Raw genomic sequence first — 14,632 nt, forward strand, 5'->3', positions numbered from 1 at the left:
GCCATGCATTCAGGTCACGTCCTCGCCAACCGCTTCCAGCTGGAACGCCTCGCGGGCTCCGGCGGGATGGGCGCGGTGTGGCGGGCGCTCGACCGGCAGAGCGGCCACGCGGTCGCGCTCAAGGTGATCTTCAACCAGGGCAGGGAGCACGTCGTGCGCTTCCAGCGGGAGGCGCGCCTGCTCGCCGAGCTCGAGCACCCCGTCGTCGCCCGCTACATCGACCACGGCGTCACGGCGGACGGCCTCTACTACCTCGCCATGGAGTGGCTCGAGGGCGAGGACCTCGGCGCGCGGCTGTCGCGCGGGCCGCTCGGGATCGAGCACAGCCTGATGCTCGTCGGCCGCGTCGCCGAGGCGCTCGCCGCCGTCCACGCGCGCGGCATCGTGCACCGCGACCTCAAGCCGACCAACGTGTTCCTGCCCGGCGGCGACATCGGGAGCGCGAAGCTCATCGACTTCGGCATCGCGCGCCAGGCCGACGCGACGTACGAGCTCACCCTCACCGGCTCGGCGATCGGCACGCCCGCTTACATGGCGCCGGAGCGCGTCCGCGGCGACGTCGACGTCGACGCGCGCGCCGACCTCTACTCGATCGGGTGCCTCCTGTTCGAGTGCCTCACCGGGCGGTCGCCGTTCGTCGCCCAGCACCCGCTGTCCGTCCTCGCCAAGGTGCTCTTCGAGGCCGCGCCGCGCCCGAGCACCTTCTGCCCGAACATCCCGCCGCCGCTCGACCTGCTCGTGGCCCGGCTGCTCGCGAAGAACCCCGCGGAGCGCCCCGCGGACGCGGGCGAGGTCGCCGCCGAGCTCCGGATGCTGAGCGTTGTGGAGGGCAACATGTCCACCGGCAACGGCCTGCCGACGCCCGCGCTGACGAAGAGCGAGCGGCGGCTCGTCAGCGTCGTCCTCGCGGCTGAGATGAGCGCCGGCAGGCGCGGCCCCCCGTCCGCTCGCCCGCAGGCGATCGCGGGCCCCCAGCGGGCGAGCGACACGATGCTGTCGGGGCACCACGCGACCGTCGTCTCCGGCAGCAAGGAGGCGCTGCCCGAGGGCCTGCTCGCGCCGGCGCCGCCGGCGAAGCCCCGGCCCGCGCCGCCGCCGACAACGCCGTTCCACGAGGTCCGGCAGGCCGCGCAGGCGCACGGCGCGGTCCTCGAGGTGCTCGCCGACGGCTCGGTCGCGGCGGTCGTCGCGGGCGCGGGCTCGCCGACCGACCTCGCCGGCAACGCCGCCCGCTGCGCGCTCTCGATCCACGCGCTCCTGCCCGGGGCCTGGGTGGCGCTGGCGACGGGCTGGGACGTCATCGCCGGGACGCAGGCGGTGGGGCAGGTCATCGACCGCGCGGGCGCGCTGCTCGACGCGCGGGTCCGCCACGCCGCGGAGGATCCGTCCTCGGGCCGGCCGGTGCTCATCGACCAGATGACGGCCGCGCTGCTCGGCGACCGCTTCGAGATCGCGGCGGGCAGCCAGGGCCCGACGCTGCTCGGCGCGCGCGAGCCGCAGGACGGCGGGCGCAAGGTGCTCGGCAAGCCCACGACCTGCGTGGGGCGCGAGCGGGAGCTCCGCGCGCTCGAGGACGTGCTCGACGAGTGCGCCACCGAGGGGGTGGCGCGCGTGGTGCTGGTCACGGCGGGGGCGGGCGTCGGCAAGTCGCGCCTCGCGCACGAGCTGGTCCGGCGGGTCGAGGCGCGCAGCGAGCCGGTCACGGTGTGGCGCGCGCACGGCGATCCGATGCGGGGCGCGGCGCCGCTCGGGCTGCTCGCGCAGACGGTGCGGCGCGCGGCGGGCCTGCTCGACGACGAGCCCGTCGAGGCGCGGCGGGAGAAGCTCGCGGCGCGGGTCGCGCGGCACGTCGGCGAGGCCTCGCGGGAGCGGGTGACGGAGCTGCTCGGCGAGCTCGTCGGGGCGCCGTTCCCGGAGAGCCCGGCGCTGCGCGCGGCGCGGCAGGACCGCGCGGTGATGGAGGAGCAGGCGCGGCGGGCGTGGCTCGATTTCCTGCGGGCCGAGTGCGACGCGCAGCCGGTGCTGATCGTGCTGGACGACCTGCACTTCTGCGATCGCGCCACCGTGGACACGCTCGACGCGGCGCTCCGGTTCCTGCGGCACCAGCCGCTCATGGTGCTGGCGCTGGCGCGCCCCGGGGTGCGCGAGGCGTTCCCGGGCCTGTGGGAGGATCGCGAGGCGACGGAGATGCGGCTCGGGGAGCTGTCGCGCCGCGCGTGCGAGCGGATCGTGCGGGAGGTCCTCGGCGACGCGCCGCCGGAGGCCGAGCTCGCGGCGCTCATCGACCGGTCGGCGGGGAACGCGTTCTTCCTCGAGGAGCTCGTGCGCGCGACGGCGGACAGGCGGGCAGGGGAGGTGCCGGAGACGGTGCTCGCGATGATGCAGTCGCGGATCGCGGCGCTCGAGCCCGAGGCGCGCCGGGTGCTCCGGGCCGGGGCGGTGATGGGCGAGGTGTTCTGGCGGGGGGGTCTTGAGGCGATGCTCGGCGGGGGCGGGCAGGTGCCGCAGCTCGAGTCGTGGCTCCTGACGCTCGAGAAGCGCGAGCTGCTCGAGCCGCGGCCGGAGTCGATGCTCCGCGGCGAGCCGGAGTTCGCGTTCCGTCACGCGCTCGTGCGGGACGCGGCCTACGAGATGCTGACGGACGCGGATCGGGCGCTCGGCCACTGGCTCGCGGCCGAGTGGATCGAGCGCGTGGGCGGGGACGATCCGGCGGTGCTCGCGCTTGTCGACTGCCACTTCGGCCGCGCGGCGGACGGGGCGCTCTCGCTCGGGAACGCGGACGGCGCGGCGGGGCACCTGGCGCGCGCGGCGGGGGTCCGCGTGCGCCGGGGCGAGTTCGACGCGGCGATCGGCGCGATGACGCGGGCGTTCGAGCTCTCGGACGTCGCGCGGCGTGATCCCGACGAGCTCGGCCGGTGGGTGGAGATCCTCTCGAAGGCGGCCGGCCACGCGCGCCGCGCGCCGTCGCTGCCGGCGGCGTCGGACCGCATCCTTGCGCGCGTCGATGCGGTCGGCTCGCTGGAGCTCCGGGTGAAGCTGCGCATCGAGCTCGCCCGCGCGCTCGGGGCGACCAACCTGTTCCGGCTGTCGCACGACCTGCTCGACGACGTTGTCGAGATGGCGGTAGGTCGCCGCGAGCTCCTGCAGGAGGCGCTGACGGTGGACGTGGAGGTCTCCTGCCTTCAGGGGCAGCTCGCGCGCGCGCGGCGGGCGGCGCTCGACCTCGCCGCGCTCGGACCGACGGACGACCCGCGGGCGCTCCAGTCGGTCGCCCTGGCGCGGGCGACCTCGGGGGATCGGCCCGGGGCGCTGGAGGCGATGTCGCGCTGGGAGGCGGCTGCCCCGGGCGATCGGGTCGCGGAGGCGGTGCGGGCGAAGCTGCTCGTGACGATCGAGCTCTACGCGGGGGATTTCCGGGCCGCGGCGAAGGCGTGCGAGCGCGCCATCGAGCTGGACCGGACGCTCGGGCTGCGGTTCGACGGGGTTGTGAACCTTCACAACCTGGCCTACGCGTGCGTGCGGCTGGGCGAGCACGAGCGGGCGCGGTCGCTCTTCGCGGAGTCGCTGGAGCGTGCGGACGAGGCGGGGTACGACCGGGTGGCCGCCTCGAACCGGATGTACCTCGCGTACCTGGATGGGGTGGCGGGGGCGGGGGACGCGCGGGAGCGGCTGCAGGGGCTCATCGCGCGGGCGGAGGAGCAGGGCTACTGGCACGACGTGCTGCAGGGGCGCTGGGCGGCGGCGATGCTGCTGAAGAACGCGCGCAACGACGCGCTCGCGCGGCGGGAGTTCGAGGATCTCCTGGAGCTGTCGGTGCGGCTCGGGGATCCGCTGCTGGAGAAGGACGCGCGCGCCTGGCTCGACCGCGTCGAGCGGTGAGGGGAGTCGGGGCGCGCGGGAGGGCATAAGGCCAGCCCCCGCCCCCTCGGTCACCAACGCGGTCGTAGTCGCAGTCGTAGTCGTGGTCGTGGTCGTGGTCGTGGTCGTCGACGACACGACCGTGGACGTAAACGTTCTGTCGAACCCTCGATCGGCGCTTGTCGCCGCCTCCGGCTGACTGGCCACATCGAGCGCCGCTTTCCGTTCCGCTCAACATAGCGGAGGGATAGATGCCACTTCCCGGAAGACGTTTACGTTCACGAACGAGCCGTCGACGACCACGACCACGACCACGACCACGACCACGACCACGACCATGACGGTGAGCGATGGTGGGGGAGGGCGTCGTGCCCTGAGCGCGACCGAACGAGCTTGGTGAATACCGATGCCCTCATCCGCCTGGCTCGGTCCGATCTTGTTCGGCGCTCTCAAGGATTCGACGCGGATCGCGGTTCGGGAGCGTCCCGGCGATTTGTGACGGCTGGCGGGGGCGCCGCGCAACCTGAGGGAAAGAAGCTTGGCTTCCATCACCGCAGAGGAACCATGACCCACTCGTATCGACTCGCCTCCTTCTCGATTCTCGGCTTGCTGATCGCTTGCAGCTCGACAGATCCCGATGTCTCGTCCGGCCCCGGCGCGGGCTCTGGAGGAACCCCCGACGCGGCTGGGGCGATCAGCGGCGGTGGCACGACGGCCACGGGCGGTTCCGGTACCACCACGGCCGGCACAGGCGGCGCCGGAGCCTCCACCGGCGCAACGGGCGGCGTCACCGGGGGCGCGGCCGGCACGGGTGGAGCGGACACGGGTGGAGCGGACACGGGTGGAGCGGACACGGGTGGAGCGGGCGCTGGTGGCGGGGATACGGGTGGCGCGGGCGCCGGTGGTGAGGGCACCGGCGGGTCGACCCCGGTCGGGGACCTCCACATCACGGATCCGGTTCCGGGCTTCGCGAGCGTCGCCGGCGGCACGACCGGCGGTGGCACGGACCTGAGCTCGGCCATCACGGTGGACTCGATGAGCGAGCTCCAGGACGCGGCGAAGGGCGCGACCCCGGCGATCATCCTCGTGAAGCCCGGGAACTACAGCGGGACGCTCGCGCCGGGCGCCAACAAGACGATCATCGGCATCGGCCCCGGGGTGACCATCGCGGGCAACATCCGGATGAGCGGCGCCGACGTGCACAACATCATCATCCGCAACCTCGCCGTGCGGGGCGCGCGTTGCGCCAGCTACGACGAGTGCAAGGGCGGCGCAGACGCCGTTTACACGGGGAACGGCGCCCACCACGTCTGGCTGGACCATCTGGATATCTCCGACGGCCAGGACGGCAACTGCGACATCACCCAGGGCGCCGACTACGTCACCGTCTCCTGGTCGCGCTTCTATTACACGTACGACAAGGAGCACCGGTTCTCGAACCTGATCGCCGGCAGCGACGACGAGCCGGCCAGCGTGGGCAAGCTGCGCATCACGTACATGAACAGCCACTGGGGCGAGCGCGTCGATTCACGCCAGCCTCGCGGGCGGTACGGCAACGTCCACATGCTCAACAACTATCACAAGACCGGCGGCGGGCAGATCCACGGCGTGGGCAAGGACATGGCGCTCATCGCCGAGAACTGCGTCTATGATGAGAACAGGTCGATCTGGACGGACATGGGCAGTCCAAGAGGCTGGAAGGGGATCGGCAACCAGGGGACCGGCGACGACTTGAACGCCTCGAGGGGCACCGTCTTCGAGATCCCGTACCGCTACACGCCGATGCCGGCGTCCCAGGTCGTCGCGGCGGTCACCTCCAAGGAGTGCGGAGCCGGAAACACCTGCACGCTCGCTTACTGACCTTGCGCGCAGCGCCGCCCAAGTTGCGCAGATTCCTGCGCAACTTGCGCAGGACCAGCCCGCGCTCGCGCTCCTCGGCATCGCGTCCGCGAAGCACCTGGCCAGGTCATGGGCCCTCGACGCGAGGCGTGGCACGGAGTGTGATTACTCAGGGCCACAGAGGATCGCACCATGACCGACAGAATGCACCGGCACCTCACCAACAATTCTCGCCGAACCTACGGCGCCGCATCGCTGCTCGCCGCGGCGTTCATGATGGGCTGCAGCGCCGAAGCGATCGAAGCGGAGGACGCCGCCCCGCTCGAGCGGGCCGCGGCTGCCGACGGGCTGCGCTTCGCGAGCGAGCATGACGCCCTCGGCTGGGTCGCCAGGCGGGCCGAAGAGCTCGACATGGGCACCACGACGGTCGAACGGGACGAGGACGGCCGGATCACCAGGGTGGCCGGCGTGTCGATCGGCTCGCCCGACGAGCTCGCCCTGACGAAGGCGCAATTGATAGGCGAGCTGGGGGGCGAACGCCATACGGTCGAGATCGCGGGGGAGCGCTTTCTCCTGCAAGGCCAGGAGCCCATCGTGATGGCCGCGGCGACGCACTGCAACGGCGGCCTTTGTACGCAGGAAGAGTCGTTCAAGAACGATTACTACGTGTACCGAGAGCTCGGCAGCCGAACCTCGGTGACGTCAGGGGGGTTCGAGACCCAGCGCAAGACGATCCAGGGCACCGGGGAGTACGAGTGCGTCGACCTGCCGGGGCCCCTGCCCGTCACGTGCAACGGCTACTGCAGCTATTCGGCCGGCTGCCCTTCGGGCTTCACGAAAGAGAGCTCCGTCGGCTACCCCACGTGCAGGACGACCTGCGTCGGCCAGGTACGAAACGTGTCGCTCTCGATTTCCATCGCGGGCTTCGAGTTCTACGATTCGAGCGGCATTCTCGTCCCCTCCATTCCGGAGCGGAGCGGCTCGACCCACGATTCGAGCCTCGAGGTCAAATACTGGGAGTATGGCATCGGCATCGACTCCGTGATCTCCGACGCCGACGGCCTGTGCGGCTCGCATTCGACGTCGGGTCCGGACGGGTTCGTCGTCGCCAAGAGCCACTGGGGCAGCGTGCCCAGCGGTTGCCTGTAGCGCTCGCCCGGAGCGCGCGGCCCGAGGTCCGCTCGGCGAGGCGGCTGGATGGCCTCGGTCCGGAAAAATAGATACCCTGTCCGCATGCGCCAGCTTGCTTCGCCCTTCGCCGCCCTCTCGCTCCTGCTCTCGTTCACCCCGCCGGCGCTCGCCGAGGAGACCGTCACGGAAGGGCAGTGGGCGAAGTCCTATGGCTTCCGCCTCGGCGTGGAGGCGGACGTGCTCACCAGCACCATCGAGGCGAACCTCCCCGACTGGGAAACCGTGAGCAGCGACGGGACGAGCGGCGCGTGGGAGGGGAACTCCTTCGTGGCGTCCTTCGCGGCGGTCGCCCAGATCAGGCTGATCGGGGGGCTCCACCTCGACGCCGAGCTGCCTTTTGCGTACGGGAGCAGCCACGCGAGCGCGCCCGGCCCGGGGCAGGGCGACGCGGCGGAGGGCGACGCGGCGACCGTCGCGCCGGAGCTCGAGGGGTTCTTCTTCGGCAATCCCTCGATAGGACTTCACTACGCCGGGAACATTACCCCCATGATGATGCTCGTCGGTGGGCTCTCGGCCTCCATCCCCATCACGCAGGATCCGTCCGACGACACGAAGGCGGCCGCGGCGGCGGCGCTGGCCGTGCGGGGGTACTTCGACACGCAGCGGGCGCTCCTGGAGCACGTCCCGCTGCGGGCCCGGGGCGGCATCGAGCTGCGCCCGATCGAGGCGCTCTATGTGCGGAGCGATCTCGTGGCGATGTTCGCCATCCCCACGGGCGGCGGGGACACGGAGTTCTTCATCGAGCAGAGCAACGAGGCGGAGCTGCGCAGCGTGGGCGGGTTCGGGGTCGGCGCGCGGCTCCAGGCTGCGTTCCCGCTCACACAGACCGACAAGCTGCAGCTCGCGGCCGAGCCCTTCGTCGGGGTGGAGCCGCCCACGTCGGGCCTGTACTTCCGGGCCGGGCTGCTCGTGGCGCTGGACGAGCCGCTCGGGTTCGGTCTGGAGCAGGGAAAGCTCGCGACGGTCCGTGTCGCGGCGGGGGCCAGATTCTGAGTTGGTGGCGGCCGTGTGGTGTGAACGGATAGGCCTGCGGGACGGATCTGTGCTGGCACGGGGGGCTGCTAAACATCCCTGTGAATGAAGCGACGGACAGCGGCGCTCAGCGCCGATGCGCTGATCGCGTGGGCACGTGGCTTGGCAGGAAATGAGGACCATTTGTCCTTTCTGCCAAGGTGGTATTGTGTGATGGTTCGGTCAACTCCGGCAGAGAGGCGCGCCATGGAAAGACCGTTCACGATCGTCTTCATCCTGTATCCCCGGCTCACGCAGCTCGACTTCACGGGCCCGTTCGAGGTGTTGCAGCGCCTGCCCGGCGCGCGCCTCGTGGTGGCCTCCCGCGAGGGCGGCTCGCTGTCCGCCGACAGCGGCCTCACCTTCAGCGGGCTCGCCCGCCTGTCCGACATCACGGAAGCGGACGCGATCTGCGTGCCCGGGGGCTACGGCCTCACGGCGGCCCTCGGGGATCGGGAGCTCGTCGCGCATGTCCAGCGCCTCGGCCGCGCCGCGCGCTACGTCACGTCGGTGTGCACGGGCTCGTTGCTGCTCGCCGCCGCGGGCCTGCTCGAGGGCAAACGCGCCACCTGCCACTGGGCGTTCCGGCCGCTGCTCGCCGAGGTCGGCATCCAGACCGAAGCGGCGCGCGTCGTGCGCGACGGCAACGTGATCACGGGCGGCGGCGTCACCGCCGGCATCGACTTCGCGCTCACCCTGGTGGCGGAGATCGCCGGCGCGGACGTCGCTCGTTCCATCCAGCTCGGCATCGAGTACGATCCGCAGCCCCCCTTCGACGCCGGCTCCCCGGAGACCGCGCCCGCCGAGGTGCTCACCCGCGTCCGCGATCGCGCCCTGCTCCAGGTTCCCGAGCGCCGCGCCGCGCTGCTGGCCGCGCGCGCCGCGCTCGCCCGACCGGTGTGACTGCGCTCCCGGGAGCCTCCTCCCTCTCCCTGCGGGAGAGGATCGGGGGGCGGGATTGGTCGTGAGCCGCCGCGATCCCCTTGAGCCCGGCGACGTTCGCCTCCACGCTCGTGCCCACACCGCGCGGCCGCTGAGCGCAGCCGCTTTGCTCGGAGATGATCATGCCCCTCGAACGCCCTGCCTTGAACCCCAGCGATCTCGAGCCCCGCACCGGCTCGACGTACCCCGAGCCGTTTCCCGCGCGCGTCACGCCGCGCGAGAAGCGCGCCCTCGGCCTGACGAAGATCGGCGTCAACCTCACCACGCTCTTCCCGGGCAAGGCGTCGGCGCTGCGGCACTACCACTCTCACGAGGACGAGCTCGTCTTCGTGCTGGAGGGCGAGGTGGTGCTGCGCACGGACGACGGCGAGCAGGTGCTCACGGCGGGTCAGTGCGCGGGCTTTCCGGCCGGCGCGCGCAACGGACATCACTTCGTCAACCGCAGCGCCGCGCCAGCGCGTTACCTCGAGATCAGCAACCGCGATCCCGAAGACAGTGTCGAGTATCCCGACGAGGATCTCGCCTTCCGCAAGGTGGGCGGCGAGTACGTCTACACGCACAAGGACGGAACACCTTACTGAGTGGATGAGGTGGTGAATGACCACCGCGAGAGATGGGATCGGGTCCACGCGGTGCTGGGACGCAGCGCAAAGCAGGTCAGCCGCGCGCCGCGCGACGGCGCCGGAGGGCCATGAGGCCGAGCAGGGCGAGCGCGGCGCCGCCGGCGCCCCGGCGCGGATCGCTCGATGTAGCTCCCGCGGCGCGGCACGCGCAACCGCCGTCGTCCCTGGATTCCCCACCAGCGGAGCCGCCGCTCGAGCTGCTGTTGCTGGTGGAATCGCCGCCAGAGCCGGATCCACCGCTGCCGCCATAGCCACCGCCGGCGCCCAAGCCGCCGGAGCCGCTGCTCGAGCTGCTGCTGATGCTGGAATCGCCGCCCGAGCCGTCAGAGCCGCCGGAGCCGCTGCTGGTGGTAGAATCGCCGCCGCTCATGCACGCGCCGCCGACGCACACGCCGTCGGTGCACATCGCGCCATCGGGCGCGATGTCGTCCGCTGGGCAATTCACTGAAATGCCATTGCACGTCTCGGCGACATTGCATTCGCCGACGGCGTCACGGCAGACCCACCCCGCTGGTGCCAGCACATCGGGCGTGCAGGTCTTGTTGGCGCCGTCGCACTGCTCCGCGATATCACAGGGGCCCGCCGCAGGTCGGCAATCCGTCGTCACCCCGGCGACGGCGTCCGCCGGGCACGCCGAGTCGGCCCCGTCGCAGCTCTCCGCGATGTCACAGGGCCCCGTGGCAGCGCGGCATTGCGTGCCCGCGGCGGCCAAGGCGTCCGGAGGGCAAGCGCTTGTGCGGCCGTCGCAGGCCTCGGCAACGTCACACACGCCCGCCGACGCGCGGCATTGCGTCCCCGCCGCGACCTTGGTGTCCGGAGGGCAAGCGCTTGTGCGGCCGTCGCAGACCTCCGCGACGTCACACACGCCCGCCGACGCGCGGCATTGCGTCCCCGTCGCGACCTTGGTGTCTGCCGGGCAGGCACCGGTGCTGCCGTCGCAGACCTCCGCGACGTCACACACGCCCGCCGGCGCGCGGCATTGCGTCCCCGCCGCGAGCCTGGCATCCGCGGGGCACGAAACGCTCGTCCCATCGCATACCTCGGCCGCGTCACAGCCCCCCGCGGCCGCTCGGCATTCGGTGTTCGCTGCCAGCACACCGCATGTCCCGTTCAACGCGGCCCCCGCGGCCGCACTGCACGCCTGGCAGTCGTTCGATACGCCGCCGCCGCAGGCCGTGTCGCAGCACACGCCATCGACGCAGAACCCGCTCGCGCACTCGGTCCCGGTGGCGCACCGCTCGCCGCTTGTCTTATGGATCACGTACACGTACGCGGAGCCGGCGTAGTTGCCTTTGGCGTCGTCTCCATGCACCCCCACGAGCGCCGTGCCGTCCGACAGCGCAACCGAATCACCGAAACCGTCGTCTTTCCTCGGGTTGGTCGCCACGAGCGCCGCCTGCTGGGTCCAGACGCCGGCGCTACGTTGGAACACGTAGGCCGCGCCGGCGTCCCAAACGGCGTTGTCGGACAGCAGCGCCCCCACGAGCGCCGTGTCGCCCGAGAGCGCGACCGAGCTGCCAAAATAGTCCCACGTCTCGCGGTCGGTCGCCATGAGCTTCGCCTGCTGGGTCCAGACGCCGGCGCTGCGCACGAACACGTAGGCCGAGCCGGAGTCCACGATTTCGTCGTCGTCGTCTCCTTGCGCCCCCACGAGCGCCGTGTCGCCGGAGAGCGCGACCGCGCTGCCGAAAGTGTCATCCCGCGCCGGGTCGCGCGCATGCAGGCTCGCCTGCTGGGTCCAGACGCCGGCGCTGCGCACGAACACGTAGGCCGAGCCGGGTTGAAAGCCATGGCCGCCGGGCGACGCCACGAGCGCCGTGTCGCCCGAGAGCGCGACCGCGCTGCCGAGATAATCGAGCGCCGCGCCGTTCGTCGCCACGAGCTTCGCCTGCTGGGTCCAGACGCCGGCGCTGCGCACGAACACGTAGGCCGCACCGGAGCTCGAGCCCTTGTCGTCGTCTCCTGGCGTCCCCAGGAGCGCCGTGTCGCCCGAGAGCGCGACCGAGATGCCGAAATAGTCGCCCTCCGCCGCGTCGGTCGCCACGAGCTTCGCCTGCTGGGTCCAGACGCCGGCGCTGCGCGCGAACACGTAGGCCGCACCGGCGTTCAAACCGTGGTCGGCGTCTCCGCTCGCCCCCACGAGCGCCGTGTCGCCCGAGAGCGCGACCGAGGTGCCGAAATATTTGTCCGCCGCCGCGTCGGTCGCCACGAGCTTCGCCTGCTGGGTCCAGACGCCGGCGCTGCGCACGAACACGTAGGCCGAGCCGGCGACGGGCCCAGCGTCGTCGTGTCCGTAGGCCCCGACGAGCGCCGTGTCGCCCGAGAGCGCGACCGAATCGCCGAAAAAGTCGGTCGCCGCGGCATCGCTCGCCAGGAGCTTCGCCTGCTGCGTCGTGATCAGCGGATCGATCTCCACCGGATATGCCGCCCCCGCGTCGTCCACGTGAATCGATATCTGCCCCGCCTCCACCGAGAGCCACGCTTGCAGCGCGTCTCCCTGCGCGTCCTTCACGAGCAGATCCGCATACGAGAGCGCCGCCCGGCCCTCGGCGTCGACCAGCCGGATCGCCTCCCCGCGGCCGTCGCCGTTCGCGTCGTCGAGCTCCGCCCGGAGATCCCCGCCGAGCTCGATCGTCACGACCTTCGCCCCGGTGCACGCGGGGGTCTCGGCGATCACGAAGCCCTGCTCGAGCCCCAGCGGGCCGTTGAGGTACCACGCCAGGAGCCCTTCGTGGCGATACAGGACCCGGTTGCCCTCCGCCTTGGGCTCGGCCTCGGAGACCGCGGACACCGCCTCCTCGCACCCGAGCCCCGCCGCGCGCATCGATAGCGACCACGGCGCCTCGTCCGACGCGACCCACGCCCCTGAGCGGTCGAGCGTCGTCGTGAACCGCTGCGCCTCGTTCTCCACCAGAAGGCGCCCCGGCCGCACGACCATCGCGGCGTATGCTGCCGACGCCGCTCCCTGTACCGCGGCGATGTGCGCCGCGCGCAGGTCCTTGGGCGTCGTGGCCGACGAGAACCCCGCCGCCGGCGCACCCTTCGCTTCGCGCTCCGCTCGCTCCGATGCCTCGGGAGAGCTCCCGGGGAGGCCGTCCGTGGCGCACGACGCCGCCACGATAGCCATGGCAGCAGCGAAGACGCCGCAGAACCACCCTCCACGAGGCCGCAGATCGGTAAGAGAATGCATTGAACAAAGGTATGCCGAGTGAGGGAGCCGTGTAAACCACGTCGCCCGCGGCGACGCGGATGACCCAGGTGAGCTGATCGGGTGGGCGGCGAACTCGGCGCGGTGTACGGCTGCGGCGTCGAGCCGCCGCAGCCGGGTGGTGCGGTGCTTACCGCAGGGAGCGCTGGAGAGGGTCGAACCGCCAAGAACGCCAAATTATTGAGATCTCTTGGCATCCTTGGCGGCTTGGTGGTTCCCAACGTACCGCACTTTCGGCCAAAGTACCGCGCTACCCGCAGCTGAGGCGCGCGAGCGCTCCGATCGGGAGCAGGATACCGGCGAGCATGTTTCCGACGAGCGCGCTTCCCACAGGGCTCGTCTAGATCTCCAGCTGCGGCCCGCCGTCGAGGACCAACAGGTCGAGATCGCGGAGCTGCTCGCGGTCGCCCACGACGTCGATCCGGGCGATTTTCCCCTGCGCGAGGGTGAAGCGGAGCACCCGGAAGAGCCGCCCCTTCGGGGCCAAGACGATGCCCACCGTGCCGTCCACGAGGGCGGGGCGCGCAAACTTGGCGCCGCGCGCGGCGGGGATCGCCTGTTTGGCCCAGGCGCGCGCGCCGCGGACCTCGCCCCCGGCCGGGGGCTCGGCCGTGGCGTCGGCGTGGATCACGACGTCCGGATCGAGGATCGCCACGAGCGCGTCGAAGTCGCCGCCGCGCATGGCCGCGATGAAGGCGTCGACGACCTCGCGCTGGCGGCCGACGTCGGCGTCCGGAGACGGGGGCGCGCCCTGCACGCGGCGGCGGGCGCGGCTCGCGAGCTGCCTCGCCGCGGCCGGGGAGCGGCCCACGATGGAGGCGATCTCCTCGAAGGGGACCGCGAACAGGTCGTGGAGCACGAACGCGAGCCGCTCGGCGGGGGTCAGCGTGTCGAGCACCACGAGCAGCGCGAGGCCGACGGAGTCGGCCAGCACCGCCTCGCGCTCGGGATCGGTCCCGGCCTCGCGGTCCACGGCGGGGTCGGGCGCGGCCATCGGGTCCTCGCGCCGCGCCTTGCGCGAGCGCAGCATGTCGAGGCACACCCGCGCCACGACCGTCGTCAGCCACCCGCCCAGGTTCTCGACGCCGCTCGTGTCGGCGCGGCTCAGGTGAAGCCAGGACTCCTGCACGGCGTCCTCCGCCTCGCTCAGGGAGCCGAGCATCCGGTACGCCACGGCCTGCAGGTGGGCCCGGTGGGCCTCGAACCGCTCCGCCAGCCAACTATTTTCATCCATCGGTCACACTCCCTCGTCGTGCTTCGTCATGGCTGTGACGGACGAACCCTAGCCGATGTGACGACGCGAACGGACGTTCTGCGTCCTGTCACGGTTGGCGAGCACACCCGAGCCCCTCGGGAGGAGCACGAACATGCTGAAAGCACGGATGAAGAACCCCGCCATGGTCATCCCCGACGTCATGCAGCCGATCTACGCCCTGATCGGCGCGGTGAAGAAGAGCGGCGTGCCGGCGCGGACGCTCGAGCTCGTCCACCTGCGGGTGAGCCAGATCAACGGGTGCGGCTTCTGCGTCGACATAGGCGCGCGCGAGATGAAGAAGACGGGCGAGACCGACGAGCGCATGTTCGCCGTGGCGGCGTGGCGCGAGGCGCCCTATTTCACCGACGCGGAGCGCGCCGCGCTGGCGCTCGCCGAGGCCGCGACGAGGCTCAGCGACCGCGCGGATCCGGTGCCCGACGCCGTCTGGGAGGAGGCCGCGCGGCATTACGACGAGCCGGCGCTCGCGGCGCTGACCCTGCACATCGGGCTGGTCAACCTCTTCAATCGGTTCAACGTGACAACGAGGCAGATCGCCGGCTCGATGAAGTTGGATGCGCGCGCGGACAACCGCTGACGGGGAGAAGCCGTGGGATTAGCGTCCTAGTACTACAGTTGCACATGCTCCGGGCCGGACGACTCGTCAATGCGGTTCCAATGCGGTTCCGCGCAAACCTGGTGCGAGCT

Annotated in this window: 10 protein-coding genes; 7 read left to right on the plus strand and 3 right to left on the minus strand. The window is 71.6% G+C overall.

Features of this window, described 5'->3' with window-relative positions; translation table 11 throughout:
- Positions 1-3: 3 nt before the first annotated feature.
- Positions 4-3,879, plus strand: coding sequence for a protein kinase domain-containing protein (locus WMF19_RS41590; RefSeq protein ID WP_437895439.1), 3,876 nt, complete (start codon positions 4-6; stop codon positions 3,877-3,879).
- Positions 3,880-4,089: 210 nt separating this feature from the next.
- Here the strand turns inward: WMF19_RS41590 and WMF19_RS41595 are convergent, their stop codons facing one another.
- A complete protein-coding gene (locus tag WMF19_RS41595) occupies positions 4,090-4,410 on the minus strand; it encodes a hypothetical protein (protein ID WP_437895440.1) in 321 nt (106 codons plus the stop codon).
- A 12-nt stretch (positions 4,411-4,422) separates the two neighbouring features.
- Here WMF19_RS41595 and WMF19_RS41600 point away from each other — a divergent pair, with 12 nt between their 5' ends.
- The 5 genes from WMF19_RS41600 (at position 4,423) to WMF19_RS41620 (ending at position 9,422) form a co-directional block, all read left to right on the plus strand.
- The gene (locus tag WMF19_RS41600) at positions 4,423-5,718 is read left to right on the plus strand and encodes a pectate lyase family protein (RefSeq protein ID WP_437895441.1); all 1,296 of its coding nucleotides are present in this window, start codon (positions 4,423-4,425) and stop codon (positions 5,716-5,718) included.
- Positions 5,719-5,889: 171 nt separating this feature from the next.
- A complete protein-coding gene (locus WMF19_RS41605; RefSeq protein ID WP_437895442.1) occupies positions 5,890-6,846 on the plus strand; it encodes a hypothetical protein in 957 nt (318 codons plus the stop codon).
- Between the two features lie 84 nt (positions 6,847-6,930).
- Positions 6,931-7,881: a hypothetical protein gene (locus tag WMF19_RS41610; RefSeq protein ID WP_437895443.1), complete on the plus strand. Its 951-nt coding sequence runs from the start codon at positions 6,931-6,933 to the stop codon at positions 7,879-7,881.
- A gap of 225 nt (positions 7,882-8,106) precedes the next feature.
- Positions 8,107-8,802 carry a DJ-1/PfpI family protein gene (locus WMF19_RS41615; protein WP_437895444.1) on the plus strand — a complete coding sequence of 232 codons (696 nt, stop codon included), beginning with the start codon at positions 8,107-8,109 and terminating at the stop codon, positions 8,800-8,802.
- Positions 8,803-8,963: 161 nt separating this feature from the next.
- Complete coding sequence (locus WMF19_RS41620) at positions 8,964-9,422, plus strand: cupin domain-containing protein (RefSeq protein WP_437895445.1); 459 nt, start codon at positions 8,964-8,966, stop codon at positions 9,420-9,422.
- A 76-nt stretch (positions 9,423-9,498) separates the two neighbouring features.
- Here the strand turns inward: WMF19_RS41620 and WMF19_RS41625 are convergent, their stop codons facing one another.
- Together WMF19_RS41625 and WMF19_RS41630 are read right to left on the minus strand one after the other, a co-directional pair.
- Positions 9,499-12,591: an MYXO-CTERM sorting domain-containing protein gene (locus tag WMF19_RS41625; protein ID WP_437895446.1), complete on the minus strand. Its 3,093-nt coding sequence runs from the start codon at positions 12,589-12,591 to the stop codon at positions 9,499-9,501.
- A gap of 421 nt (positions 12,592-13,012) precedes the next feature.
- Positions 13,013-13,906, minus strand: a complete 894-nt coding sequence (locus WMF19_RS41630) for a sigma-70 family RNA polymerase sigma factor (RefSeq protein WP_437895447.1) — start codon at positions 13,904-13,906, stop codon at positions 13,013-13,015.
- Positions 13,907-14,042: 136 nt separating this feature from the next.
- Here WMF19_RS41630 and WMF19_RS41635 point away from each other — a divergent pair, with 136 nt between their 5' ends.
- Entirely contained in the window at positions 14,043-14,522 is a 480-nt protein-coding gene (locus WMF19_RS41635) for a carboxymuconolactone decarboxylase family protein (RefSeq protein WP_373372202.1), read from the plus strand.
- Positions 14,523-14,632: the final 110 nt, after the last annotated feature.

It is taken from the genome of Sorangium sp. So ce124, assembly GCF_051525235.1.
GTDB lineage: Bacteria > Myxococcota_A > Polyangia > Polyangiales > Polyangiaceae > Sorangium > Sorangium atrum.

Bases quoted from the DNA above. Each gene is read 5' to 3' on its own strand.
- WMF19_RS41590 (WP_437895439.1), top strand. From the start codon at position 4: ATGCATTCAGGTCACGTCCTCGCCAACCGCTTCCAGCTGGAACGCCTC.
- WMF19_RS41600 (WP_437895441.1), top strand. From the start codon at position 4,423: ATGACCCACTCGTATCGACTCGCCTCCTTCTCGATTCTCGGCTTGCTG.
- WMF19_RS41605 (WP_437895442.1), top strand. From the start codon at position 5,890: ATGACCGACAGAATGCACCGGCACCTCACCAACAATTCTCGCCGAACC.
- WMF19_RS41610 (WP_437895443.1), top strand. From the start codon at position 6,931: ATGCGCCAGCTTGCTTCGCCCTTCGCCGCCCTCTCGCTCCTGCTCTCG.
- WMF19_RS41615 (WP_437895444.1), top strand. From the start codon at position 8,107: ATGGAAAGACCGTTCACGATCGTCTTCATCCTGTATCCCCGGCTCACG.
- WMF19_RS41620 (WP_437895445.1), top strand. From the start codon at position 8,964: ATGCCCCTCGAACGCCCTGCCTTGAACCCCAGCGATCTCGAGCCCCGC.
- WMF19_RS41625 (WP_437895446.1), bottom strand. From the start codon at position 12,591: ATGGCTATCGTGGCGGCGTCGTGCGCCACGGACGGCCTCCCCGGGAGC.
- WMF19_RS41630 (WP_437895447.1), bottom strand. From the start codon at position 13,906: ATGGATGAAAATAGTTGGCTGGCGGAGCGGTTCGAGGCCCACCGGGCC.